Here is a 23,437-nt window from a genome sequence, read left to right on the forward strand (position 1 = left end):
CGCATCCGGCAAACGAGCGCCACTTATTCGTTAAATAGCACTTCCAGTGTCAGGCCCAGTTGCTCTTGCCTCGCCTCACTGAGGTTTTTTAACCGCTGATTCAGCTGATTCTGCCAGCCGCTGGCAACTTCTGCGGCAGCGCTCTCAGGCAACGGCCAGGGCAGCAACTGATTCAACTGGTCCAGGGTAAAGTTCCCCATATCCCGGGCCAGCAGATAACCACCCTGCTCGGTGCGACTGATCACCGATGCCTCCAGCAAGATAACGTTATAACTGTCCCAGTCACTCTGTTCAAGCCCTTCAACCTGCTGCAGCAACTGTCGGTCAGCCAGCACCTCCCCCTTCTGTTGCGCCTGCCAGAGCCGTTGCAGAATTGAGACCATGGTATGCAGATGAGAGTAGTGCCTGCCACGCCGGTGATCGCGATAGACAGTCAGTGCCCGGCTCAGCTCAGCCCCCAACAGAATGATTGTCCAGGAGATAAAGATCCAGGCGAGGAACAGGGGTACTGCGGCAAAGGCGCCGTAGATCAGTTCATAGGAGGGGAACTGGGTGACAAAAAACGCAAACGCCCGCTTTGCAGTTTCAAACAGTATAGCCACCACCAGACCACCGATCACCGCATTACGCAGCGGCACCTTACAGTTAGGTACAGCGGCATAGAGCAGAGTAAACGCCGCAGCAGACATCACCAGCGGCAGAATCGCCAGCAAACGTGCACGCCCCACCAGCTCGGTGGCGCTGGTAAACAGCGAGAGTGAGGCGAGATAGGAACTCACCAGAAGCCCCACACCGATCAGTATCGGTCCGAGACTCAGGACCGCCCAATAAAGGAGAAAACTGGACATCCCTTTACGGGGTTCACTGACCCGCCAGATACGGTTGAGCGCGGCCTCAATATTTTTCATCATCATAATCGATGTAATAAACAGAAAGATCAGACCAACGGCCGTGAGCTTACTCGCCTGGGCAGCAAAATCACTCAGGTACTCCTGCACCACCGCCCCGGTGGCAGGGACAAAATTTTCGAAAATCCAGCCTTGCAGTTGCTCACCTGCCCCCTGAAACGAGGGGATAGCAGCAAGCATGGCATAGGACACGGTCATCAGAGGGACCACCGCAAACAGTGTGGTATAGGTCAGTGCCGAGGCGTTAAGCACCCCCTGATTATGAACAAACTGGCGTACAAGGTAGCGAATAAAATGCCAGACTCCCCGCAGGGAGAACAGATGATCACTCATCACAACGATCCTGTGTCGATGAATTAAACAGATATAATACCCTGCTGCTCTTTTGGCTGGTAGCCAAGCTGTATACAATATCGCACTTACTATCTATTTGCCGTTACAAACAGGATATGTTCCATGACTGTTGAAATCTATCACAATCCACGTTGTTCAAAATCCCGTGCGACCCTGGCGTTGCTGGAGGAAAACAATATCACCCCTGAAGTGCGACTCTATCTGGAGAACCCGCCCACCGCAGAGCAGCTCTCCGGAGTGATTGCACAGCTGGGTATCACACCCCGTGAACTGCTGCGCAAAGGGGAAGATGAATATAAAGAGAATAACCTTAAAGACACCTCCCTGAACGACCAGCAGATTATCGATCTGATGGTGCAGTTTCCCCGTCTGATTGAGCGTCCCATCGTCATCAGTAATGGTCAGGCGCGCATCGGTCGTCCACCGGAATCGGTGCTGGAGATTATCTGAGTGGCAGATCCTTACGTTCTGGTGCTCTACTACAGTCGTCATGGCGCTACCCGCGCCATGGCCTCTCAGATCGCCCGCGGTATAGAACAGAGCGGCATAGAAGCCCGCCTGCGCACGGTAGCGGCGATCTCGGCAAATTGTGAAGCCACCGAAGAGAGCATCCCGGCAACCGGCGATCTGTACTGTACGGAGGAGGACCTGAAAAACTGCTCCGGTCTTGCGCTGGGCAGCCCGACCCGCTTTGGCAACATGGCCGCACCGCTGAAATACTTTATCGATTCCACCAGCAGTCTCTGGCTCAGTGGCTCACTGATCGATAAACCTGCAGCTGTGTTCAGCTCCAGCTCCAGCCTGCATGGTGGTCAGGAAAGCACACTACTCTCCATGATGCTGCCGTTGCTTCACCATGGCATGGTGATCTGCGGCCTGCCCTATAGTGAGCCTGAGCTGATCAATACCCTCAGTGGCGGAACACCTTATGGGGCCACCCATCTGGCGGGTCAGCTCAGCGACCAGCCACTGGATGAGACTGAAGCCGCGCTCTGCCTTGCACAGGGCAAACGACTGGGCCGCCTGGCCCTTCAGCTACATGATTAACAGTCAGGATCAAACGATGTACGACACCCTCACAAAAAAGGTGGCGATCAGTCGCGCCGCCACCCTGTTCAGCTATTTCGGACTGATTCTGCTATTAACAGCATGGCATCTGTTGCTGTCACCGCCTGATAACGCCAACCCTTATAGTATCTGGGCATTCCAGACGGTGCCGTTGCTGCTGTTTTATCCGGTGATTCTGAAAAAACATCTGCGCGGTCATATCTGGCTCTGCTTTTTTATCACCGTTTACTTTATGCACTCGGTCACACTGGCTATGTCGGCACACAGCAGCGCCACGCTGGCACTGGCTGAAACCCTGCTGGTGGCGAGTCTCTTCATTGCCGCTATGATGTTTGCCCGCTGGCAGAGTCAGTTGAACAAGCTGCGCAACAGCGCCTCCCAGTCTCCCTCTGCAGACAATTAAGCTCAGGAACCATTTGTGGATCTACTCTCAGTCAGGCAACAGTTTCCGGCACTGCAACAGCAGATTAATGACCATCCGCTGATCTATCTGGATAACGCTGCAACCAGCCAGAAACCGGAAGCGGTGATTAAAACAGTAGAACAGTTCTATCGCACACAGAACGCCAATGTTCACCGTGGCGCGCACCAGTTGAGTGAACGGGCCACCAGCGCTTTTGAAGCGGCCCGCTCAACGGTAAAGCAGTTTCTCAATGCAGCCTCTGCGCAGGAGATCATCTGGACCCGGGGAACCACCGAGGGGATCAACCTGATCGCCCAGAGCTATGCCCGTCCACTGCTGCAACCCAACGATGAAATTCTGCTGACTGAGCTTGAGCACCACGCCAATATCGTCCCCTGGCAGATTGTCGCCCAGCAGACCGGCGCGCTGATCCGGGTGGTGCCGATCCACGATAACGGCGACCTGAATCTGCAACGTTTCAGTGAGTTACTGAACGAGAAAACCCGCATCGTCAGCCTGACCCATATCTCCAATGCTCTGGGCTCGATCAATCCGGTTGCCGGACTGGTACGTCAGGCGAAGGCGATCGGCGCAACCGTAGTGATCGACGGTGCCCAGGCCGTCCCCCACCTTGAAGTTGATGTGCAGCGACTGGGATGCGATTTCTATCTGTTTTCCGGACACAAACTGTTTGCTCCTACCGGCATCGGCGTGCTCTACGGGCGTAAGCCGTTGCTCGAAGCGATGCCTCCCTGGCAATCCGGCGGGGAGATGATTAACCATGTTTCTTTCAGTAGTGGCACCACTTATAACGGACTGCCTTTCAAGTTTGAAGCGGGAACACCCAATATCAGCGGGGCACTGGGACTGGCGGAGGCGATTCGTTTTCTGACAGCTCTGGATCGCAAGGCTCTGGCCAGACATGAGCGGGCACTGATGAACAAAGCGGTTGAGCTCTGTGCCATGATTCCCGGCTTCAAGCGTATCGGCAGCCCGACCGCCTGTGCTTCGATTCTCTCTTTCCAGCTGGAAAGTCATCATCAGCAGGATGTGGGTCTGATGCTGGACCAGCAGGGGATCGCTCTGCGTACCGGCCACCACTGCGCCATGCCCTTAATGGCGCGACTGGGGCTGCCCGGCACCATCAGGGCATCATTCTGTTTCTACAACACCCTCGATGAGGTGGAACGCCTGGCCCAGGCACTGGAACAGATCAGCCAGGGAGGTAGTTTTGCGGTAGCAGAAACCGTGTCGGCGCAATCGATCTTTGATGATTCTCCCTTTGGCCGGGAGATCCGTGCCCCGGAGATCCTTAGCCAACTGACAGCGCTGAAAAGCTGGAATGACCGTTATCGCGAGATCATGCAACTGGGTAAACACCTGCCAGCGTTTACCTCATCAATGAAGCATGAGCAGTATCGTATCAGCGGCTGTGAAAGTGACGCCTGGTTACGGGTTATTCGTGATGATCAGGGAGCGCTGTGGTTTGCCGCCGATTCCGATGCCCGGATTATTCGTGGCCTGATAGCACTGGTACTGGCAGCACTGAATGGTCGCCTGCCGGAGGATATTCTGGCGTTCGATATTGAGGGGTATTTTGATCAGTTAAACTTAACCCGTCACCTCAGTCCCTCAAGAGGCAATGGCCTGAAAGCGATTATCGAAGCGGTAAGAGAACAGGCGTTGCGGGCAAAAAACAATGAACCGATCTGATACCTGAGTGCAGGTAATAAGATCAGAACAATCCGGGCTGCTCGATACCACACTCATCGCTGACCAAAATCGTATCACGCCCGGAGGCCTTGGCTGTGTAGAGGGCATCATCAGCGCACTTGATCAGAGCATCTAAAGCTTGCGAGTGTAGCGGACAACACGCCAGTCCGGCACTGAAGGTGTAACTGATCTGCTCACCTGACTCCAGCTCTGCCGGGTTATCAGCCAGTTTTTCTTTCAACTGACCAATCAGCTTTACGGCACTGGCGACCTCAGTGTTCGGCAGCAACAGCAGAAACTCTTCACCTCCCCAGCGCATCAGCGAATCAGACTTGCGCAGGGTGATATTCATCAGCCCGGCAAAATGCTTCAACACCGAATCGCCTGCCAGATGCCCAAAGCTGTCATTGATATTCTTAAAATGATCCAGGTCGATCAGGCAAACGGTAAGACTCTGATTATAGCGCAGCGCATAACTAAGCTGTTTGGAGAAATGAATATAACCGGCACGCCGGTTCAGCAAACCGGTCAGGTGATCATGACTGGCCTGCTCGCGCAGCTGATCTTCCAGGCCCTTACTGCGGGTAATATCATGCACCATACCCACTACCCGTAATGGATTGCCCGCCTCATCCCGCTGACAGACCCGGCCACGATCCCTCACCCAGATATAACTGCCATCGCGCTTACGCATCTGGTATTCAGCACTGTAACTATCGTCACGCCCTGAGAGATGCTCATCCAGCGCGGCCATTACCCGGTCCCGGTCCGAATCATGCACCGCCTCGCTCCAGGTCTCCAGCGTCGGTTCCATCTCATGGGGCAGATACCCCAGCATCCGCTTTAGCTGGGGTGAGAAAAACACCTCTCCGGTATCAATAGTCCAGTCCCACAGCCCATCTACCGCTTCATTCAGGGCATAAGTGAGGCGTGCATCCTTGGTGCGGAACGCCTCTCGCTGGGAAGAGGTTCGATCAAGGTTACGGGCGATTGAGAGAAAAAGCGGCTGACCTTCAAACTCAATCACACTGGTATAGACTTCAACCGGAAAATAGGTCCCAAGTTGATGATAATGACGACCAATAAAGGTAAACGCCTGCGGATGACAGGCATAGATCATCTCCGCGATCTGTGCCCAGTGCTCCTCATTTTCAACCCCCTGTTGCAGCGAAATGACACTGTGCTGTAATAACCGTTCGCGGCTCATGCCCAGGTCTGTCCAGGCACGGGTGTTAGCATCAAGAATGCGTGAGCTTTGTGGATCTATCACATAGATCGCATCACTACAGCCTTCAAAAATGGCTTTATAAAATCCTTCTGAAAAGCGCTCAGACATTGACGGGCCAGATATCCATTTGCGGTACAATCGAAACACTTTAGCCTGTTAAACAGAAAGGTCAACCGCAACCGTCAACGATTACTCCATACCTGGCGTTTTAAACCAGCTCAGGTTGCCTTGCTCTCGCGCTCAGCCCTTTCAAGCATCTTCTGCAATACCCGGGATACCGCAACAAAACCAAATGTCGCCGTCACACAGGTCGAGGCACCAAAGCCGCCACTGCAATCAAGGCGGGTATTGCCATCTGCGACTGACTTCATCTGACAGACACTGCCATCCGGCTGCGGATAAACCAGTTGCTCTGTTGAGTAGACACAGTCCACCGCAAAACGCCGGCCACTTTTACTGAAATTGTAATAACGCCTCAGTAATGAGCGGGTTTTAGCAGCTAATGGATCATGATGGGTTTTACTCAGGTCAGCAATATTGATCTGTGTAGGATCAGTCTGCCCACCCGCACCACCGACAGTAATGACCGGAATTTTATGGCGTTTACAGTGGGCGATCAGCGCCGCTTTCTCTTTAACACTGTCGATACAATCGATAACGTAGTTAAACTGAGGATTGATCAACTGCGGGATATTCTCCAGCGTGATAAAGTCATCCACCAGCGCAACCCGGCAATCGGGGTTAATCAGCCGGATTCTTGAGGCCATGACCTCCGTTTTTGGCTCACCAATGGTACTATCCAGCGCATGAATCTGGCGATTGGTATTGGTGATACAGATATCATCCAGATCGATCAGTGTAATGTTACCGATAGCCGAACGCGCCAGCGCCTCGGCCGCCCACGACCCGACACCCCCAATACCGATGACGGCGATATGCGCCTGCAGGAACAGCTCGGCCCCGGCCATGCCATAGAGCCGCTGAATACCACCAAAGCGCTGATTAAACGAGTCAGACATATGATAAACAGGCCTTAGAAGTCATCTTCGGTCAACTCGGTGAGCACCACGCTGGCACAACGATTACACTCACCCTCAATAAAGATAACCCCTTTATAGAGATATTCCCGTGGATTTTGCATACCCAGATTCGCTTCCTGACAGTTGTCGCACCAGGTTTCCTGCAGAAAGGCCTGCTGCTCCTCCTCGCTACGGGCGCTGAAGTCCCGCTCAACTCGATCTTTGTGCATTGAGGTCCTCAAATATAATTACGTTGCCGGCCAGGCCTGAGCGGCAGGCGGTTTCCAGTTTTCCAGTTGTTGCTTTATCGCGTCTTTAAGAAACAGCTCACCGATTCCAGGATCACACAGATATTCACACCGCTCACCCTGCCAGTCAAATGCCAGCCCCCAGGCATGCAGATATCCCCGGTCGACCGCTGTTTCAGTTGCACCATGGTAACGCGTATCACCAATAATAGCGGCACCGATGCTTTTCAGGGCAACCCGTAACTGATGTGTTTTTCCGGTTAAAGGGCGCAACAGAAACAACCGCATTCCAGGCATGGGGGAACAACTGAAAAACCGGGTAATAGCAGGGTTATGCTGAGCGGTTGTGAGTTTCCAGCTACCCCGTCGGGTGCGTTCCATATCGCCTTTGATCAACCCCTGCTTCTTGCGAGGTTTCTGATCGGACAGTGCGATGTAATACTTTTCGACCCGGCGCTCCTGAAACTGACGCGAAAGTATTGAGGCAGCTTCCGAATGACAAGCCAGTACCAGCAAACCTGACGTCATCTTATCCAGACGATGAACAAGGTAGAGGGAATCACACTCCAGATCAGCAGAGATCTGCTGTAACAGCCCAACCTCTGCGTTATCACGATGAACCGATATTCCCGGTGCTTTATCAATCACCAGGAAATCGCGTGTTCGGGCAACCAGCGAATATGTTTGCATGCACCTGTCTTCGTATCTAAACAGCCTTCGTATCAAAACAGCGATACATAGGCCCGCAGAGAGTGACCATGCCAATACAGGCCAGTCAACCGACGGGAAACCCAGTGTGCCTCAGCATTACTTGCCTCGACTGTCAGGACCGCAACCGTCTGTTCCGGCAGATCACCCGGTATAATCTCCAACTCATCAACTTCAGCGTAACGAGAGAGCAGCTCCCTCAGTTCAGCTTCAGTAACATCCGATGTAAAGCCTGCAAGGATAATATTCATAATACGCCGCAATTAATAATCAGAGACCCAGAACCTGTTTAACGAATGGTATGGTCACTTTACGCTTGGCGCTGAGTGATGCAGAGTCCAGTTTATCCAGCAATTCAAACAGATCAGTCATACTGCGACTGGCACGATGGATCAGAAACCAGGCCACCTCTTCGCTGATCGTGAAGCCGCGTCCCTGGGCACGCAGCTGCAAAGCGCGCACCTTGCCATCATCGTCCAGATTATGCACCTGAAACACCATTCCCCAACTCAGCCTGGATGCCAGATCGGGCAGATTAAGGCTCAGTTGCCGTGGCGCGCGGTCTCCGGCAACCAATAAGCGATTATTTTCAGCCCGGATACGGTTGAAAAAATGAAACACGCCCTCTTCCCACTGCTTATTGCCGGCAATAATCTGAATATGATCGAGGCACACAAGATCAAGGTGTTCCATACCTTCCAACACCCCCGGCCCCATATCAAGCAGCTCATCAAGGGGCAGGTATACAGCAGTTCGCCCCACAGGATCAGAGGCATGGCACACCGCCTGGAGTAAATGGGAGCAACCGCTGTCACTGTTGCCCCAGATATACAGGTACTGCTCGCCTTCACCCCGGGCAGCCTGATCCAGCGTGTTGCACAGCAGCTCGTTCCCCTGACAAAGGAAATTCTCAAATCGGGCATCATCCCGCAGAGTGATACCCAGCGGTATCTGAAACGGTTCAGGACTACTCATCTATATCAATACTTATTCAGGCCTGCAGCTGAACACCGGGCCTTTCTCATCGTTAAATGTTCTGGGTTTGTAAGCTTTGCTGTACTTTAAGCCCGCGATTTGTGAGCGCTGAACGTTAAATCACTGCATTGTACTTATTACTGACTGTTTAACAGTCATAAAGTTTACTACTTTTATATCCCTGATGCAGATGTCGGAGGAGCACCATAATAACGGCAGCAACGGGAAGTGCAATCAAAATCCCGACAAAACCAAACAACTGCCCACCGGCCATGATGGCAAAAATAACGGCCACGGGATGCAGGCCGATACGATCCCCCACCAACAAGGGTGTCAGCACCATTCCTTCCAACGCCTGACCCACCGCAAATACCGCGCCGACCCAGCCCAGCATAGTGATATCATTAAATTGCAACATCGCCGCAACACCGGCAACGACAATACCGATAATAAACCCCATATAGGGAACGATACTGGCCAGGCCGGCAAGCATTCCGACCAGCAGTGCCAGATCCAGCCCGACGGCCCAGAGTCCCAGGGAGTAGATCACCCCCAGCGCCAGCATAACCAGCAACTGCCCCTTGATGAAAGCCCCCAACACCTCATCACACTCCTGCGCCCAAAGGGTGACCTTTCTTTCAACATTACGCGGCAATAGCACGCCAATTTTATCCATCATCACGTCCCAGTCGCGTAACAGATAGAACATCACCACAGGGATCAGAGCCAGATTAGCCACCCAGGCGGCCAGCGCCAGTCCGGACTGACTCACACTGCTAAACACTCCTTTCACAAGACTGCCTGTCTGCTGCCAGTGCCCACTCATCAGCGCCTGCAGACTCTGAAGATCGAACTCGGCAAAGGACAATCCGGTATGTTCCTCCAGCCAGGGTATCCAGACGGTCTGAATCATAGAGAATACCTGGGGCACCATTTTCACCATCACCTGCACCTGATGACCCAGCTTGGGTATCAACAGGATCACCAGTAACAGCAAAACAGTGGTCATCACCAGAAACACCACAACCACTGACAGCGTGCGGCTCAGCCCCCGCGCTTCCAGCCTGTCGGCCAGCGGGTCAGTCAGATATGCCAGCAACGCTGCAATCAGAAAAGGGGATAGTATCGGCTGTAGCAGATACAGGAGAAACCCCACTATCAGGGTAAAAATCAGGAAAAACCAGCGCTGCGAATCACTCATAAACACTCCCTTTCAACCGGCCTTTAAAACAGCGTCCATTATTACTGCTGCCAGCGATAGCTATAAACAGCTTCAGCCCCAGTATGCACCCGCGACATCGCTGTCATCCGCGGATTTAGACGAATCGCCTGCTCCAGGGCCTGAATTCCCCCCTGAATCTCAACCCGGAACAGCACCCGGTCAGCATCAACACCACTGACCCGCACAGCATCAACCGGGGGTAGCTGGCGCAGATAATCCAGTAACTGCAGATAGTCTTCTATCTCCACTATATTAGCGACTTCAAGTTGCAATCCTGTTTCGACGTAGTTAAAACTGGATGCCCCCAGCGAGGCCAGCGCAAAATCAGCGGTCTCATTCATCACCTGGCTTATCTGTTCTGACAAAGAGCCCGACGGGCTGAACGAGCGGGCCTGACCATCTTTCAGCAACAACCATTCAGTTTGCCAAGCACCGCTTCCACCCTGCACCAGGCGCCCGATCAGCACACCATCGGGCTGATAACGCGCGGATGCATGTAACACCGGTTCGCGAAAGAAGCCCCAAAGATCACTGACATCAACGGCATTCTGATCATCCAGGTCTAGTAGTGGCACACTCACGGGCAAGCCTCTCAGATCAGCCTGCTGTCGCAACTCAGCATATATGGGACTCTCCTGTGACACAAAATCCCGGCCCGCTGCACCCCGCTGTTGTGCCAGCCACACCAGAATCACCGGCCGGGCATGGCCGATCGCTTTCATAGCTGATTTGTTCAGTAACTGGTCGATCATCACCGGATCAAACTCAAGCAGCAACCGCTGTCCCAATACCTCACGACCATCACCAGCCGCTACCGGAGTCTGGGTCGCCTGATAACTGAACTGACTGAGCCAGGCTGCAGGCTGCTGCAATGCATTCACCACGGCAGGCTTGTTAACTACAGCACTGCGTCCGGAGACTTTAATCAGTACGGTTTTGAGGCCCGCTTGCAACTGCACGTCTGATGGCTGAGCGTGTTGTTCAGGCACCAGCATCTCAGCCGTATAAAGTCCATTTACCGTAGCTGCCTGAGCCAGCGTCGATAAGCCTGCAAAGACCCATACCAGGAGACAGTTACAAAAGTTGCGCATCATGATCGTTTTCATACCCTGTTTTGCGGCCCGGACAACAATCCCGGGCGTCTGAAAAAAAGTGTCCTTTAAAACGGCATAAACTTTAACACACAATAGCCGCCTCACCAGCAACCTGTTAGAATACGCGTCAAATTTTTTTCTATCAGTAATCAGCCCGAACAGGTTCATACACACTATGTCTGCAACTGACAATAACACTCCTATCAGCTACAAAGACGCTGGCGTCGATATCGATGCAGGTAACGCACTGGTTGACCGTATTAAAGGCGTTGCGAAACGCACCGCACGCCCCGAAGTGATGGGCGGCCTGGGTGGTTTCGGAGCCCTGTGTGAAATACCTGAGGGCTATAAGAAACCCGTACTGGTTTCCGGTACTGACGGCGTAGGCACCAAGTTGCGTCTGGCGATGGACCTGAACAAGCATGATACTATCGGTATCGATCTGGTCGCGATGTGCGTCAACGACCTGATCGTTGCCGGAGCCGAACCACTGTTCTTCCTTGACTACTATGCGACAGGCAAACTGAACATCGATATTGCTGCAGATGTGGTAACCGGCATTGGCGCTGGCTGCGAACTGGCTGGCGCGGCCCTGGTGGGTGGTGAAACCGCCGAAATGCCGGGCATGTATGAAGGCGAAGATTATGACCTGGCAGGCTTCTGCGTTGGCGTAGTGGAAAAAGATGAGATCATTGATGGCTCTAAAGTCAGTGTCGGTGACACGCTGATTGCACTGCCCTCTTCCGGCCCGCACTCAAATGGTTACTCTCTGATCCGCAAGATCATAGAGGTGCGTGAAGCTGACCTGAGCGGCACTGTCGATGGCAAGCCACTGACTGAGGCACTGCTGGAACCCACCCGCATCTATGTTAAGCCGGTACTGGAGCTGATCAGAAAGAGCCAGGTGAATGCTCTGTCCCATATTACTGGCGGCGGTCTGCTGGAAAACATTCCGCGGGTTCTGCCACAAAGCGCTAAAGCCGTCATTGATGTCAACAGCTGGCAGATGCCTGAGGTGTTCCGCTGGATTCAGACGCTGGGCAATGTCGATTCCCGTGAGATGTATCGCACCCTGAACTGCGGTATCGGTATGGTGATCGTCGTCCCATCGAATACGGCTGACGCTGCGCTTGAGATTCTTACAGGCGCGGGAGAAGCGCCATTTATCATTGGTGAGATCGCTAACGCAACTGAGGGTGAAGAGCAGGTCGAACTGCTGGGCCTGGAGGCCTGAGAATGGCAGAGAAAAGCATTGTTGTGCTGATCTCTGGCAGCGGTTCAAACCTGCAGGCGATCATCGATGCTATCGCATGCGGCCAGATTAATGGCCGCATCGCTGCGGTGCTCAGCAACAAAGAGGGGGTCTTCGGGCTTGAACGCGCCCGGCAAGCCGGCATACCTCAGATCGTTATCAACCATCGGCTGTTTGATAGCAGAGAAAGCTTCGACGCAGCGATGATGGAAGCGATTGATGCCCACCACCCCGATCTGATCGTGCTGGCTGGCTTTATGCGCATCCTGACAGCGGACTTTGTACGTCATTATCAGGGGCGGATGCTGAATATCCATCCATCCCTGCTGCCCAAATACAAAGGGCTTCATACTCACCAGCGTGCGATAGAAGCTGGCGATTCACAACACGGCTGCACGGTTCATTTTGTCACTGAAGAGCTGGATGGCGGACCACCGGCAATTCAGGCACCGATCGACATTCAGACCAGCGATGATGCCGACAGCCTGCAACAACGGGTTCACAGTGCAGAACACCAGATCTATCCACTGGCGGTTGAATGGTTCTGTGCTGATCGACTGGCGCTTACGGTTTCAGGAGCTGTTCAGCTCGATGGGGCTACTCTGGCACCTGAAGGATATCAATTCATTCAGGAGTAACTGATGCGCATCGGCACACTATTTATCTCTGCACTTTTACTGGTTTCGGCAGCGCCTGGGCACGCCTCTGAACTATTCAAGCCCTTTCGGGCGGTTTATAAAGCACAATGGGATATGGGCATCTCCTTTGGCGGAAACGCGATCGGTGAACTGAAACGCAAGGGGGATAGCTGGGTCTCCTCGCTCACAGCTGAAGCCCTGATTGCTGAAGTGCATGAGTTTTCTGAGTTCACCATTCAGGACCAGTCCGTCCAGCCACAGCATTATGAATATCACCGCAAAGTGATTGGTGGCAACAAGAACGCGGTATTACAGTTCAACTGGAACACCGGCACCGTACTGAACGATGTATCGAAGAAGCCCTGGACCATGGATGTTGCACCAGGCACTCAGGACAATCTCAGCTATCAGATGCAGCTACGCCTGGACCTTGCTGCGGGCAAAGATGATCTGGTTTACAAAGTCGCCGACGGTGGAAAAATCAAAACCTACCCCTTTATCAAACTCGGTACCGAAACAGTAACCACGGCGATCGGCTCTTTTGAAGCGGTTAAAATCCAGCGCGACCGCGGCTCCGATAGTAAGCGTGAAACCTATATCTGGTTTGCTCCCGAACTCGACTATATCGTGATTAAACTGCAACAGGTCGAAAAAAGCGGCAAAGAGTACAGCCTGCTGATCGATAAACTGGAATTTATGGACCCCTGATGAACGCATACCAACAACAGGCTGAATCGATTTACAACCGACTGATCGAAATGGAGCAAAGAGCTGAACCCAATCTGCTGTTTCTCTGTAGTTATCTGCTGGGACATATCAGCCTGGTAAGCGCCGAACAGGGCGACACCGCAGACCAATTCAATCAACGGGTAGAAAACAGCCTGGAAGATGCTTTTAAAATTGACAAACTCAGTACTGAGGATCTCCACGATATCCGCTCACTCTGGGCTCAGCTAAGCGAGACAGATGCATGAATTTTGAAAAAGAGGGTATTGTTTCAGTCTGGTACTCAACGACTGACTACGCCAGCATTCCTGACAGCTATTTTGAAGAGGATGAACAGGGGCTGGATCAATGGGCCAGAAACTTCCAGATCAGCAGTTACAACCCTGAAAATATGGAAACCAACGGCTGCGAAACCGGCCTTCAGAGTGTTCGCAACATTATAGCGCCCTGCTCCTGGTCATACTCCTATGGAGAGGCGGTGATTAAAAAGATAGACAAACTCGGCAACCCGCAAATCAGCTGGCTGATACTGATGTTCGATTTTGAATATCGCGCGAAGAAAACCCATATCTTCAATGATGAATATGTCCATTTCGCCGGCTGTTTTCCATACGATATGGACGCCGACAATTTAGAATAAGTCAGGAATCCACGCAAAGAGGGACCGATGGTCAGGCGATATATCTATTCCACCGATGAGTACAATGTCCGCAACTACAGCAGTCTGTTTCTCGGGGGGGCTGGCGTTCGTATTACTCTATAGCCTGATCGCCCTGCTTTCATTTCCCCCGCTCTGGTTTGAACAGCTCCATCCCAGGCTAATATTCTCAGCTACGCAAACGCCTGCTGGGCACTGCAGATGAGTGCCAGTACCATCGGCTTCGGTGACTTCTACCCGGTCAGCCAGGGCGGCAGAATTATCGTTGCTCTGATGTTCTATATCGGTGTCAGGATCGTCGGATTTATTGGCGCGCAGATCGACAGCAAAATGCTGCGCTGACAAAATGAGGAAATCATAAAGCACAACAAAGAGTTAGAGCATAAACTTGATCTTCTGATTAAACAGCTGAAATCCTGCACATTACAACAGACTCGCCAGCAACAGGGGCTGTAAAACCGCTTACAACTGCATAGAAGTTAGCAATCGACAGGCGAGCGAATACAGGGTTACCAACGAAACCTGGCCAGACTGATCCGGCCATTCAGCACCGCTACCCCCTCTTCCTGCAGCCGTTTAACCTGCCTGAGGTATCCTTCACTTCCAGCTGGAAATGAGATCTGACCTTTGGCATTGATCACCCGATACCAGGGCAGTCGCGTATCGCGAGGCAACTGACTCAGACAGCGGCCAACCAACCGGGCTGAACCGGATACACCCGCCAGCTCTGCCACCTGACCATAGGTAGCGACCTTACCCGAAGGGATGGCCGCCACAACCTGCCATATCATCTCATAGGCCGGATTCTGCACCACAGAAGAAACCTCTTAGTAAAAACACTATTATCACTATACTGGATCGCGATATTGGCGAAAACCCCACCTCGGCCTGGCTGCAGTCAGCTTATCATCAGGCCCCAATAGGGCAGTTTGTTCACCAAGAGAGATACTATAACCCCAACAGAAAGGGGCCTGGAAAACCAGGCCCCTTGGGTGAGCGAAGGGTAACACGATGAACGGCTGCTATAAAAAGGGGAACATTACAACAGCCTTTTCGCCCGTAGTTACAGATCAGTACTTTGTGCCGCAACTGCCTGGAAACAGCAGCTACCGGCAGCAGATCATTTCAGAGAATAGCCAGAAGGGGAAATGGGCCTCAAAACTCTGATACACTGATCTAAAACGTACTTTTAGTATAGTCGAAACTAAAAAGTGTAAAGCCAATATGTATAATATTTATCCAGCAGTTCTCACAATCACGCTGATATCAGCACTGACCACCCCGTCCACCTGGTCCACACCGGCACAGCTTCCCCGGTTTGATTCACAGGGTATGACTCAGTGGCAAAAAGAGAGTTTTGCCGGAGAAACACGCTACAATCTGATGACTGAAGCGGATAATCAGATACTGGAAGCACGCTCAGATAGCTCTGCATCCGGGCTTTACTATAAAAAAGATATCTCTATCGACTCAACAACATACCTTAACTGGCGCTGGAAAATCAGCAAAACCTTACCAACAGCCGCAGAAACCACGAAGGCGGGGGATGACTTTCCCGTACGGGTGTATATCGTCGTATCAGACGGCCCCTTTTTCTGGCAAAAACGAACCCTCGTTTATGTATGGTCCAATAATCAGCCGGTAGACAGCCGCTGGCTTAACCCGTTTACCGATCGGGCAACAATGTGGGCCCTTAACAGCGGCAACAACCAGACTGGTCAGTGGGTACAGCACAGTCGCAACCTTCAGCAGGATCTTAACACCGCGTTCAATAAAACCTATACGCAGATTCAGGCAATCGCCATCATGACAGACAGCGACAATAGCGGCACACGCTTTTTAAGCTGGTATGATGATCTGAGCTTATCCGACACCCCATTAGCACCTGACTCTGAGTCGCGATAATAAAATACGGGCTTTTATTCGACAATAGGCGTATAATTTCGCGTTTTACAATTCCATTCCTTCCGGTACCTTCAAATATGTCAGACACACAAGTCGCATTCAGCGACCTTGATCTCCCCTCTTCCGTTCTTAAATCCATAACAGAGCTTGGCTATGAAACACCGTCTCCCATCCAGGCCGCCTGTATTCCGTTACTACTGAACGGAGATGATGTCCTGGGGATGGCACAAACAGGTACCGGTAAAACTGCGGCTTTTGCCCTGCCCCTGCTGAGTCGTATCGACCTGAAACTTAATAAACCTCAGGTTCTGGTGCTTGCACCTACTCGCGAACTGGCAGTTCAGGTGGCTGAAGCCTTTCAGGCTTACGCGCGTCACATTCCTGGTTTTCATGTTTTACCCATCTATGGTGGCCAGAGCTACACTCTGCAACTGAAACAGTTACGTCGCGGCCCGCACGTTGTCGTTGGTACACCTGGCCGGGTAATGGATCACCTGGATCGCGGCACACTGATTCTTGATGAACTGAAAGCGATGGTGCTGGACGAGGCAGACGAAATGCTACGCATGGGCTTTATCGATGATGTTGAAACCATCATGGCTAAAACCCCTGCGGCACGACAAACCGCGCTGTTCTCTGCAACTATGCCGGAGCAGATCCGCCGCATTACCAAGCGTTACATGCGCGAGCCGAAAGAGATCAAGATCGCCTCCAAAACCACCACCATGGAAAATATCGATCAGCGCTGCTGGATCGTTTCGGGTGTAAACAAGCTGGATGCACTGGTCCGGATTCTGGAAACTGAAGACTGCGGCGGCATTATCATCTTTGCCCGCACCAAAACAGCCACCACTGAGATCGCTGAAAAACTTGAGGCCCGGGGCTATGCGGCGGCACCACTTAACGGCGATATGAACCAGCAACTGCGTGAACGCACCGTGCAGCGACTCAAGGATGCCAAGCTGGACATTCTGGTTGCAACAGACGTTGCCGCCCGCGGACTGGATGTAGAGCGTGTCGGTATGGTTATCAACTACGATATCCCTTACGACACCGAAGCCTATGTCCACCGTATCGGTCGTACCGGTCGCGCCGGTCGTGATGGTAAAGCGATTCTGTTTGTCGCCCCCCGTGAACGACGTCTGCTGAAACAGATCGAACAGGCGACCCGTCAGCCAATAAGACAGATGGATCTGCCCTCCCGCGATATGGTGCAGAATAAACGTCTGGAGTCGTTCCGTGAACAGGTTGCCAGCATCTTCAATGATGAGGATATGTCAACTTACCGGGAGCTGGTTGATCAACTGGCCTCTGATACTGAACTGGAAACACTGGATCTGGCCTCTGCCCTGCTTTACATGGCACAGAAAGATAAGCCACTGATACTTCCTCCAGAACCTGAACCACGTCCACGTCGTGAGCGGGATAATGATCGCGACAGCCGTGATGGCGAACGGGGCGCGAAGCGCGAACGGATCAACTATGCTGATCTGGATGTCTATCGCCTTGAAGTAGGACGTAATGATGGTGTTCAGGTGAAAAACATCGTTGGAGCAATTGCCAATGAGGCTGATATCAATAGCCGTCATATTGGCGATATCCGTCTGTTTGATGACCACAGCACCGTTCAGCTACCCAAAGGGATGCCACCTGAGGTTCTGCAGCAACTGAAAGGGGTATTTATCTGTCGTAAAAAGATCGATATCAGCCTGATGGAAGGTGAAATTGCCCGTCCAGCCCCCCGTAAACCCCGGGGCGACTTTAAAGGCAAAGGGCGTAACGACCGCGGCGGCAATGACCGTGGTGCGCCGCGAAAGCCCCGCCCACGTCGCGACGCTTAAGAACATATCAATCTGATCAAGAGAGCCCTGGGGCTCTCTTTTTTTGTCCTGAATATGGCGCGGAACTCACCCTTTGATTGGCACTCCGGCAATATTGGCTGAGAAACGACTCCACTGGATAATCCTGCATATGATCACTATTCTATGCAAACACAATAGATCTGCCCCATCAGAGATCTGATCCTGCTCAACGGGACGTATAGCGACAAAGATAACTGCATCGGAAGGAAAGACGTTATGAAAAAAACAATCGCTTTAGTAGCAGCCCTTGCTTTTCCAGCGCCCCCTGCTGCCTTTGCTGAGCATCATGCCTATGATGCGATCAGCCCTGACTATATTGCTGGCTTCCTGGCAGGCGCAGACCTCACTGATGGTGCCATCATTGACAATATAAGTTCAGGAAATGAAAGTGAGTTTATCTTACGGGCTTACAGAACCCGCCTTGGCAAAGAGCATCCCGCCGAGCAGTCTACCTATCTGGCAGGATTCTGCCTTCCGGAAGGCGCCACGCACGATTCACTGATCAGCAGCATCCTCGATACACTCAGCAAAACTCCGCGCCCGGACAACACTCAGCGCGACATATTTCTTTATAACATAATCAAATCACTCTACCCCTGTCAGGATTAACCCTGCACCGAAGAAAAGTTAAAACAACACATGCATAAGGCTATGATTTAGTTACAATGCAGCAGCGATATTAACAGTATCTATCTGTAGCTTGGAGAGATTGATGAGACGGAGAAGCAGAGTAGCTGGCAAAGAGTATATTGCCCCCTGGGAACGAGCATTCGAAACCGTGCTAACCCCATTTGAGGAGTTTATCCACCGCCAGACAACCAGTGGTATTCTGCTAATGCTGTTTGCCGTTGTGGCACTTATCATTGCAAACAGTCAGCTGAATGAAGGCTATCACCACTTCCTTCAATCAAAGTTCGTTATCGGTATGGACGGTTTTCAGCTGTCAAAAACCGTTCACCACTGGATTAATGATGGTCTGATGGCACTGTTTTTCCTGGTAGTTGGACTGGAGCTTAAACGGGAACTACTGGTCGGCGAGCTGGCAAATATAAAGCAGGCCTCACTACCCATTATTGCTGCGGCAGGCGGCATGCTGATGCCCGCGCTGATCTATGTATCAATCAACCCCGAAGGGCACACCCTGAACGGCTGGGGTATTCCGATGGCAACCGATATCGCCTTCGCCCTGGGTGCACTGGCACTGCTTGGTAAGCGGGTGCCGCAGAATTTGCTGATGTTTCTGGTCGCACTGGCCATTGTTGACGACCTTGGGGCGGTTATTGTTATCGCAGTGTTCTATACCGAGACAATCAATTTGACCGCACTGCTAACCGCCGGATTGATGATATTTCTGTTAATCTGCCTCAACCTGGGTGGCGTCCGCCGGATTCTGCCCTACTCGCTGATTGGCGTGGTACTCTGGGTGGCGATGCTAAAAAGCGGAGTTCATGCCACGCTTGCAGGGGTTCTGCTGGCATTTACCATTCCCATGAAGCCCAAGTATGACCCCGCCCGCTTCCATTCACTGGTACGTGACAGTGCCGATCACATCAAAAGCCTGTTCAGCCAGAATGAAAACATCATCATTAACGATGCTTTAAGGTCCCGGGTACGGGCACTGGGGGAAGGGGTATATAAAGTTCAGGCACCGGCTCAGGTACTTGAACACAACCTGCATCTGCCTTCGGCTTATCTGATTATCCCTATCTTTGCGCTGGCAAATGCCGGTGTACCGATTAACTGGTCAGAGATTTCAGATGTTATTGCTCATCCTGTCGCTATGGGCATAGGTGCCGGGCTGATTCTGGGCAAACTGATCGGTATTGCCGGTTTTACCTGGCTGGCAGTCAAACTGAAAGTCAGCGATCTGCCTTCTGGCCTTAACTTTAATCATATCATTGGGGTGGCTTTCATGGGGGGGATCGGTTTTACCATGTCAATCTTTATCGCCGAACTCGGCTTTGCCCAATATCCTGCTGACCTTCTGATGGCTAAAACAGGGATTCTGTTTGCTTCCCTGATATCAGGCCTGATCGGCTTTAGCTGGCTGTACTTTAAGTCACCAAAACCGATTTGATTACAGCGTTTCTTCTCAGATCAAAGAGAGCCATACGGCTCTCTTTATGGTTGAAGAAACCGTTTTAATCCTACTGACACTGCAGCTAAACAGTTAACAAAGCGACCACGCCCGGATTCGATCGATTTCATCGGCATCTATCTGCAAGGACTCAAGAAACTCCTGATGCGCTTCAGGTTCCAGTGTTTCAAACTGTATGTGCCAGTTATGCATATCATCATCACTTAGCCCTGCGGCTCTCATGATCTCTGTCCAGCGCTCTTTCGTCACCATACCATTCTCCTCAGTTTCCGGCTGTTTCATAAATTTAAGAATCGCCATCTGCTGTTGATGAAGCCGCTCTATCTCTGCCTGTAGACGCTGCAACTGATCCTGCAGAATTCGCTTCTGCTCACCGTTTCCATCCAGCAGCAGCGCGATCTCAGAAACAGGAACGCCCAGTGCCCGGTAGCTCACAATCTGCGATAACCGGGACAGCGCCTTCTCACCATAAAGCCGATAGCCATTGAGATCCCTCTTAACAGGATGTAACAATCCTTCCCGCTCATAATAGTGAATTGTCGTCCGTGAAAGATTGAACTTTTTAGCCAGTAGAGAAATAGTCAGCACATCAACACCTCATTCACGATTCATAGCTAGTCTGAAGCCTTCACCGGTAGACAGGTCAAGAGACTTTCTTAGCAAACCTCAAAATATCCCCCTCTGCGCCGTAATAAAAATCAATTTTGTTCAATATCCTGCGCATAGACCACGGCATACTGATCCTCTTTCGCTGAGGAGAACAGCATGACCCTGTCTATAATTTTATCTATGTCGACTTTTGCGCTAGCAGCCTCCATCTCTCCCGGGCCGGTAAATCTCGTCTGTCTGAGCAGTGGCAGCCAGTACCCGATTTCGAAAGGCCTCACATTTGTCACTGGTGCGACTCTCGGCTTTATTGCTTTGTTTATTGCTATCGGGATGGGCCTTTATACGACACTTGAAATGATCCCGGCTTTAACTATTTTACTGCGCTGGGGCGGTATCATTTTCCTGCTGTACCTGAGTGTCAAACTTGCGGCCTTTGACGGGCAACTACCACAACACCAACCTGGGACGGCCCCCGGTTTTATAACCGGAGTGATGATGCAGTGGCTCAACCCCAAAGCCTGGCTGGCCTCAGCATCAGGAATCGGCGCATACACCAGCGGTAATGATATGCAGCAGCTGCTTCTTTTTGCAGTACTCTACCTGCCTATCTGTTGGCTATCGCTGGGAAGCTGGGTTTATGCAGGTGCATGTCTGCGCAGATATATCAGCCAGCCTGCAATACTCAAAATAATCAACCGGACTCTGGCTATCCTGCTTGTAGCTAGCTGCTTTTACCTTCTATCTGAGTAGAGATTGTCTGTACTGATTTGGGGTGGCAGCGACCATTCGTTTGAACGTACGCTGAAAATGGGGCTGGTCGGTAAAACCCGCAGTCAATGCGACCTCAGCAATAGGCCTGCCTCGTTTTAACTCCCGCTGCCCCCGCTGGATCCGTCGATTTATCTGATATGCATGGGGCGTCAGACTGAAATACTGCTTAAATGACCGGATTAGATAACCGGCGCTATAGCCAGTGCGAAGACACATCTCTGCCAGGGGAATATCCTCTGTTGCATTTTCATCAAGATACCCCGCAAGATCACTGAGTGCCTGCGGCACTTTCTCAAGTGGCAATGGATATTGACCGGCCAGGCACCTTAGTAAACCGGAAAGATATTCGATAACCGCGGTTTGCTTCTCTGGCAGAGCCACCTCAGAGTCCAGCAAATAATCCGCCATCTGACAGTACCCATGATAAAACCGCTGCTCAGAAACAACTGCGGTACCGATATCTTGCCACACAGGCTGCTCCAGCAAGCCAAGCCGGGTACGCAGCGCCGTTAGCCACCCAATATCGATGTAGAGCATCAGATATGCCCAGGGCTGATTGTCGATCGGATTACAGGCGTGGACCCAGTCAGGATTTATCAGCACCAGATCACCGGCACCGACCTGACACCGGTCATCACGGTAACAAAACGTGCTGATACCTTCAGTAATTGCGCCAATTGACCACTGAGCATGGCTATGAGGCGCGTAACACACAGTCCGGCCATCACTCACCTGACGCAGTTCCACATAAGGCATACGTGAATCACGCCAAAAAACAGGCTTTGATCTATCCATCAATCCACCCTTCACCCTTTTCGTCCGTCACCACGATCAACCTGATACTTGCGGTATCAGCGGATCACCAACCCCGATCATACCTGACTCTAATACCCGCGCACACAGGCCACCATACCCCAGCATAGCCGCATCCCCGCCCTGGCCCAGCGCCAGATCCATCCGACGACAGGGGTGGCACAACGCGGTTGCTTCAAACAGCGCATCACCAATAGTGAACTGTTGATGCCGTAAAGCATTAAGATTAATACCACTGACCACCAGATTGCGCCGTAACAGGGCCGGATTAATCGTGTTAATTCCAGTGTAGGTTTCGATCATCCTGATAAACTCTGCAGAGATCAGCGTAACCTGCCGGGCAGAGCCCGGTGTCTTACTGCAACGATGATCGCCTTTCAGCCCCAAACCAGCCAAGGCTTCAACGGTATCAACCACCTCAAGATCCTCTTTACGCCTTGGTCGCAGGCCAATCCACTCAAGCCTGCCGGGATTAAGATCTTTACTATAGCGGGCAAACAGTTGCTTCTGAGTCATCGAATTCACCATAAAAAAGCGCCCTGAGGCGCTTAAATTGATCTGATTTCAACCATCACCACTCAGCGATCGAAGTAGGTATAGTACTCACGAAAGAGCTCCTGAGCCTTCCGGTCTTTTGCCAGATCATTCAGAAACAGCGACAGACTGTTTTCCAGAAAAAGCTCCTCTGCTGGCTTCATTTCAGAAGTACGGGGACCGCTCCACATGTTCTCTACATCCGTGGAGGTCATCTCGTAGTCAAAAGTAGACAGCAGATCCCCCTGAACAAATACACCATACTGAACTTTAAAGCTTTTATTCGATACAACGGGGATTAACCCAAGGGTTCCCGCCGACAGCATTAAACTTGAAAAGCTGGTTGCATCGGCTTTCATGCGCAAGCCTTTCATAACGATAATACCAATAGGCGAGCCCATGGCATCCGTGTCCACGGATTTAAAAGCACCATAGGATTTTAGCTTCTCCGTAAAGGAGTCGCCCTCAATATTACTTTGGAACAATACAGGAGGATACGGATCCCCCTGATGAACATATTCAGTAAATGACTCAGAAGGATTTGCAGCTTGCACCAGGCTTGAATTAAAAAGCACAACCAGCAGCAAGATGATCTTAAGCCGGATTAAATTAGTGAACATTTCAGCACTCC

29 protein-coding genes are annotated in these 23,437 nt (G+C 51.8%); 15 read left to right on the top strand and 14 right to left on the bottom strand.

Annotation, left to right across the window (positions count from 1 at the left end; all coding sequences use genetic code 11):
* Window positions 1-23 precede the first annotated feature (23 nt).
* Window positions 24-1,241, bottom strand: coding sequence for a virulence factor BrkB family protein (locus JW499_RS11190; RefSeq protein ID WP_205210681.1), 1,218 nt, complete (start codon window positions 1,239-1,241; stop codon window positions 24-26).
* A 123-nt stretch (window positions 1,242-1,364) separates the two neighbouring features.
* On the opposite strand from JW499_RS11190, the gene arsC reads away from it, so the two are divergent.
* The 4 genes from arsC to JW499_RS11210 are packed head-to-tail and all read left to right on the top strand — an operon-like array spanning window position 1,365 to window position 4,446.
* Window positions 1,365-1,712, top strand: coding sequence for an arsenate reductase (glutaredoxin) (gene arsC / locus JW499_RS11195; RefSeq protein WP_205210682.1), 348 nt, complete (start codon window positions 1,365-1,367; stop codon window positions 1,710-1,712).
* Entirely contained in the window at window positions 1,713-2,309 is a 597-nt protein-coding gene (wrbA, locus tag JW499_RS11200) for an NAD(P)H:quinone oxidoreductase (RefSeq protein WP_205210683.1), read from the top strand.
* 16 nt (window positions 2,310-2,325) lie between these two features.
* Complete coding sequence (locus JW499_RS11205; RefSeq protein WP_175483521.1) at window positions 2,326-2,733, top strand: DUF2069 domain-containing protein; 408 nt, start codon at window positions 2,326-2,328, stop codon at window positions 2,731-2,733.
* Window positions 2,734-2,748: 15 nt separating this feature from the next.
* Window positions 2,749-4,446, top strand: coding sequence for a SufS family cysteine desulfurase (locus JW499_RS11210; RefSeq protein ID WP_205210684.1), 1,698 nt, complete (start codon window positions 2,749-2,751; stop codon window positions 4,444-4,446).
* A gap of 22 nt (window positions 4,447-4,468) precedes the next feature.
* Here JW499_RS11210 and JW499_RS11215 read toward each other — a convergent pair whose 3' ends face one another.
* The 8 genes from JW499_RS11215 to JW499_RS11250 form a co-directional block, all read right to left on the bottom strand.
* Window positions 4,469-5,782: a sensor domain-containing diguanylate cyclase gene (locus tag JW499_RS11215; protein ID WP_205210685.1), complete on the bottom strand. Its 1,314-nt coding sequence runs from the start codon at window positions 5,780-5,782 to the stop codon at window positions 4,469-4,471.
* A gap of 110 nt (window positions 5,783-5,892) precedes the next feature.
* A complete protein-coding gene (tcdA, locus tag JW499_RS11220; protein WP_205210686.1) occupies window positions 5,893-6,693 on the bottom strand; it encodes a tRNA cyclic N6-threonylcarbamoyladenosine(37) synthase TcdA in 801 nt (266 codons plus the stop codon).
* A gap of 14 nt (window positions 6,694-6,707) precedes the next feature.
* Entirely contained in the window at window positions 6,708-6,923 is a 216-nt protein-coding gene (locus JW499_RS11225) for a hypothetical protein (protein ID WP_205210687.1), read from the bottom strand.
* Between the two features lie 18 nt (window positions 6,924-6,941).
* Window positions 6,942-7,631, bottom strand: a complete 690-nt coding sequence (locus tag JW499_RS11230) for a TIGR01621 family pseudouridine synthase (protein ID WP_205210688.1) — start codon at window positions 7,629-7,631, stop codon at window positions 6,942-6,944.
* A gap of 32 nt (window positions 7,632-7,663) precedes the next feature.
* On the bottom strand, window positions 7,664-7,900 hold the full coding sequence (locus JW499_RS11235; protein WP_205210689.1) for an RNA-binding protein: 237 nt from the start codon (window positions 7,898-7,900) through the stop codon (window positions 7,664-7,666).
* A gap of 19 nt (window positions 7,901-7,919) precedes the next feature.
* On the bottom strand, window positions 7,920-8,624 hold the full coding sequence (gene hda, locus JW499_RS11240) for a DnaA regulatory inactivator Hda (protein ID WP_091358134.1): 705 nt from the start codon (window positions 8,622-8,624) through the stop codon (window positions 7,920-7,922).
* Window positions 8,625-8,772: 148 nt separating this feature from the next.
* Entirely contained in the window at window positions 8,773-9,825 is a 1,053-nt protein-coding gene (locus tag JW499_RS11245; protein WP_205210690.1) for an AI-2E family transporter, read from the bottom strand.
* A gap of 41 nt (window positions 9,826-9,866) precedes the next feature.
* Window positions 9,867-10,952: a DUF2066 domain-containing protein gene (locus JW499_RS11250; RefSeq protein ID WP_205210691.1), complete on the bottom strand. Its 1,086-nt coding sequence runs from the start codon at window positions 10,950-10,952 to the stop codon at window positions 9,867-9,869.
* A gap of 163 nt (window positions 10,953-11,115) precedes the next feature.
* Between JW499_RS11250 and purM the strand changes: the two genes are divergently transcribed.
* From purM to JW499_RS11280, 6 genes are all read left to right on the top strand, one after another.
* Window positions 11,116-12,174, top strand: coding sequence for a phosphoribosylformylglycinamidine cyclo-ligase (gene purM, locus JW499_RS11255; RefSeq protein ID WP_205210692.1), 1,059 nt, complete (start codon window positions 11,116-11,118; stop codon window positions 12,172-12,174).
* Between the two features lie 2 nt (window positions 12,175-12,176).
* The gene (purN, locus tag JW499_RS11260) at window positions 12,177-12,830 is read left to right on the top strand and encodes a phosphoribosylglycinamide formyltransferase (RefSeq protein WP_205210693.1); all 654 of its coding nucleotides are present in this window, start codon (window positions 12,177-12,179) and stop codon (window positions 12,828-12,830) included.
* A gap of 3 nt (window positions 12,831-12,833) precedes the next feature.
* The gene (locus tag JW499_RS11265; protein WP_205210694.1) at window positions 12,834-13,538 is read left to right on the top strand and encodes a DUF3108 domain-containing protein; all 705 of its coding nucleotides are present in this window, start codon (window positions 12,834-12,836) and stop codon (window positions 13,536-13,538) included.
* Complete coding sequence (locus JW499_RS11270) at window positions 13,538-13,804, top strand: YfcL family protein (protein WP_091358117.1); 267 nt, start codon at window positions 13,538-13,540, stop codon at window positions 13,802-13,804. Before JW499_RS11265 ends, JW499_RS11270 begins: the two co-directional genes overlap by 1 nt.
* Window positions 13,801-14,196 carry an immunity 22 family protein gene (locus tag JW499_RS11275; RefSeq protein ID WP_205210695.1) on the top strand — a complete coding sequence of 132 codons (396 nt, stop codon included), beginning with the start codon at window positions 13,801-13,803 and terminating at the stop codon, window positions 14,194-14,196. The genes JW499_RS11270 and JW499_RS11275 overlap by 4 nt, the downstream gene beginning before the upstream one ends.
* Before the next feature lie 183 nt (window positions 14,197-14,379).
* Window positions 14,380-14,556 carry an ion channel gene (locus tag JW499_RS11280; RefSeq protein ID WP_332874430.1) on the top strand — a complete coding sequence of 59 codons (177 nt, stop codon included), beginning with the start codon at window positions 14,380-14,382 and terminating at the stop codon, window positions 14,554-14,556.
* Between the two features lie 167 nt (window positions 14,557-14,723).
* Here the strand turns inward: JW499_RS11280 and JW499_RS11285 are convergent, their stop codons facing one another.
* Complete coding sequence (locus tag JW499_RS11285; protein WP_332873968.1) at window positions 14,724-15,029, bottom strand: MGMT family protein; 306 nt, start codon at window positions 15,027-15,029, stop codon at window positions 14,724-14,726.
* 409 nt (window positions 15,030-15,438) lie between these two features.
* On the opposite strand from JW499_RS11285, the gene JW499_RS11290 reads away from it, so the two are divergent.
* From JW499_RS11290 to nhaA, 4 genes are all read left to right on the top strand, one after another.
* Window positions 15,439-16,119 (top strand): DUF3047 domain-containing protein, encoded by a 681-nt coding sequence (locus JW499_RS11290; RefSeq protein WP_205210697.1) that lies wholly within the window; start codon window positions 15,439-15,441, stop codon window positions 16,117-16,119.
* A 77-nt stretch (window positions 16,120-16,196) separates the two neighbouring features.
* Window positions 16,197-17,960, top strand: a complete 1,764-nt coding sequence (locus JW499_RS11295; protein ID WP_205210698.1) for a DEAD/DEAH box helicase — start codon at window positions 16,197-16,199, stop codon at window positions 17,958-17,960.
* A gap of 237 nt (window positions 17,961-18,197) precedes the next feature.
* On the top strand, window positions 18,198-18,590 hold the full coding sequence (locus tag JW499_RS11300; RefSeq protein WP_205210699.1) for a Rap1a family protein: 393 nt from the start codon (window positions 18,198-18,200) through the stop codon (window positions 18,588-18,590).
* A gap of 103 nt (window positions 18,591-18,693) precedes the next feature.
* The gene (gene nhaA / locus JW499_RS11305; protein ID WP_205210700.1) at window positions 18,694-20,058 is read left to right on the top strand and encodes a Na+/H+ antiporter NhaA; all 1,365 of its coding nucleotides are present in this window, start codon (window positions 18,694-18,696) and stop codon (window positions 20,056-20,058) included.
* A gap of 93 nt (window positions 20,059-20,151) precedes the next feature.
* On the opposite strand, the gene JW499_RS11310 is transcribed toward nhaA, so the two are convergent.
* Window positions 20,152-20,667, bottom strand: a complete 516-nt coding sequence (locus tag JW499_RS11310; RefSeq protein WP_205210701.1) for a MerR family transcriptional regulator — start codon at window positions 20,665-20,667, stop codon at window positions 20,152-20,154.
* Window positions 20,668-20,844: 177 nt separating this feature from the next.
* Between JW499_RS11310 and JW499_RS11315 the strand changes: the two genes are divergently transcribed.
* The gene (locus JW499_RS11315) at window positions 20,845-21,438 is read left to right on the top strand and encodes a LysE family translocator (RefSeq protein WP_205210702.1); all 594 of its coding nucleotides are present in this window, start codon (window positions 20,845-20,847) and stop codon (window positions 21,436-21,438) included.
* Here JW499_RS11315 and JW499_RS11320 read toward each other — a convergent pair.
* The 3 genes from JW499_RS11320 to JW499_RS11330 form a co-directional block, all read right to left on the bottom strand.
* Entirely contained in the window at window positions 21,427-22,254 is an 828-nt protein-coding gene (locus JW499_RS11320; protein WP_205210703.1) for an AraC family transcriptional regulator, read from the bottom strand. The genes JW499_RS11315 and JW499_RS11320 overlap by 12 nt on opposite strands.
* A 36-nt stretch (window positions 22,255-22,290) precedes the next feature.
* On the bottom strand, window positions 22,291-22,788 hold the full coding sequence (locus JW499_RS11325) for an MOSC domain-containing protein (RefSeq protein ID WP_205210704.1): 498 nt from the start codon (window positions 22,786-22,788) through the stop codon (window positions 22,291-22,293).
* 62 nt (window positions 22,789-22,850) lie between these two features.
* Window positions 22,851-23,426, bottom strand: a complete 576-nt coding sequence (locus JW499_RS11330; RefSeq protein ID WP_205210705.1) for a hypothetical protein — start codon at window positions 23,424-23,426, stop codon at window positions 22,851-22,853.
* Window positions 23,427-23,437: the final 11 nt, after the last annotated feature.

This window comes from Amphritea pacifica (assembly GCF_016924145.1).
Lineage (GTDB): Bacteria > Pseudomonadota > Gammaproteobacteria > Pseudomonadales > Balneatricaceae > Amphritea > Amphritea pacifica.

Excerpts from the sequence above, each read along its gene's own strand:
- JW499_RS11190 (WP_205210681.1), bottom strand. The coding sequence starts at position 1,241 with ATGAGTGATCATCTGTTCTCCCTGCGGGGAGTCTGGCATTTTATTCGC.
- arsC (WP_205210682.1), top strand. The coding sequence starts at position 1,365 with ATGACTGTTGAAATCTATCACAATCCACGTTGTTCAAAATCCCGTGCG.
- JW499_RS11205 (WP_175483521.1), top strand. The coding sequence starts at position 2,326 with ATGTACGACACCCTCACAAAAAAGGTGGCGATCAGTCGCGCCGCCACC.
- JW499_RS11215 (WP_205210685.1), bottom strand. The coding sequence starts at position 5,782 with ATGTCTGAGCGCTTTTCAGAAGGATTTTATAAAGCCATTTTTGAAGGC.
- tcdA (WP_205210686.1), bottom strand. The coding sequence starts at position 6,693 with ATGTCTGACTCGTTTAATCAGCGCTTTGGTGGTATTCAGCGGCTCTAT.
- JW499_RS11225 (WP_205210687.1), bottom strand. The coding sequence starts at position 6,923 with ATGCACAAAGATCGAGTTGAGCGGGACTTCAGCGCCCGTAGCGAGGAG.
- JW499_RS11230 (WP_205210688.1), bottom strand. The coding sequence starts at position 7,631 with ATGCAAACATATTCGCTGGTTGCCCGAACACGCGATTTCCTGGTGATT.
- JW499_RS11235 (WP_205210689.1), bottom strand. The coding sequence starts at position 7,900 with ATGAATATTATCCTTGCAGGCTTTACATCGGATGTTACTGAAGCTGAA.
- hda (WP_091358134.1), bottom strand. The coding sequence starts at position 8,624 with ATGAGTAGTCCTGAACCGTTTCAGATACCGCTGGGTATCACTCTGCGG.
- JW499_RS11245 (WP_205210690.1), bottom strand. The coding sequence starts at position 9,825 with ATGAGTGATTCGCAGCGCTGGTTTTTCCTGATTTTTACCCTGATAGTG.
- JW499_RS11250 (WP_205210691.1), bottom strand. The coding sequence starts at position 10,952 with ATGAAAACGATCATGATGCGCAACTTTTGTAACTGTCTCCTGGTATGG.
- purM (WP_205210692.1), top strand. The coding sequence starts at position 11,116 with ATGTCTGCAACTGACAATAACACTCCTATCAGCTACAAAGACGCTGGC.
- purN (WP_205210693.1), top strand. The coding sequence starts at position 12,177 with ATGGCAGAGAAAAGCATTGTTGTGCTGATCTCTGGCAGCGGTTCAAAC.
- JW499_RS11265 (WP_205210694.1), top strand. The coding sequence starts at position 12,834 with ATGCGCATCGGCACACTATTTATCTCTGCACTTTTACTGGTTTCGGCA.
- JW499_RS11270 (WP_091358117.1), top strand. The coding sequence starts at position 13,538 with ATGAACGCATACCAACAACAGGCTGAATCGATTTACAACCGACTGATC.
- JW499_RS11275 (WP_205210695.1), top strand. The coding sequence starts at position 13,801 with ATGAATTTTGAAAAAGAGGGTATTGTTTCAGTCTGGTACTCAACGACT.
- JW499_RS11290 (WP_205210697.1), top strand. The coding sequence starts at position 15,439 with ATGTATAATATTTATCCAGCAGTTCTCACAATCACGCTGATATCAGCA.
- JW499_RS11295 (WP_205210698.1), top strand. The coding sequence starts at position 16,197 with ATGTCAGACACACAAGTCGCATTCAGCGACCTTGATCTCCCCTCTTCC.
- JW499_RS11300 (WP_205210699.1), top strand. The coding sequence starts at position 18,198 with ATGAAAAAAACAATCGCTTTAGTAGCAGCCCTTGCTTTTCCAGCGCCC.
- nhaA (WP_205210700.1), top strand. The coding sequence starts at position 18,694 with ATGAGACGGAGAAGCAGAGTAGCTGGCAAAGAGTATATTGCCCCCTGG.
- JW499_RS11315 (WP_205210702.1), top strand. The coding sequence starts at position 20,845 with ATGACCCTGTCTATAATTTTATCTATGTCGACTTTTGCGCTAGCAGCC.
- JW499_RS11320 (WP_205210703.1), bottom strand. The coding sequence starts at position 22,254 with ATGGATAGATCAAAGCCTGTTTTTTGGCGTGATTCACGTATGCCTTAT.
- JW499_RS11325 (WP_205210704.1), bottom strand. The coding sequence starts at position 22,788 with ATGACTCAGAAGCAACTGTTTGCCCGCTATAGTAAAGATCTTAATCCC.
- JW499_RS11330 (WP_205210705.1), bottom strand. The coding sequence starts at position 23,426 with ATGTTCACTAATTTAATCCGGCTTAAGATCATCTTGCTGCTGGTTGTG.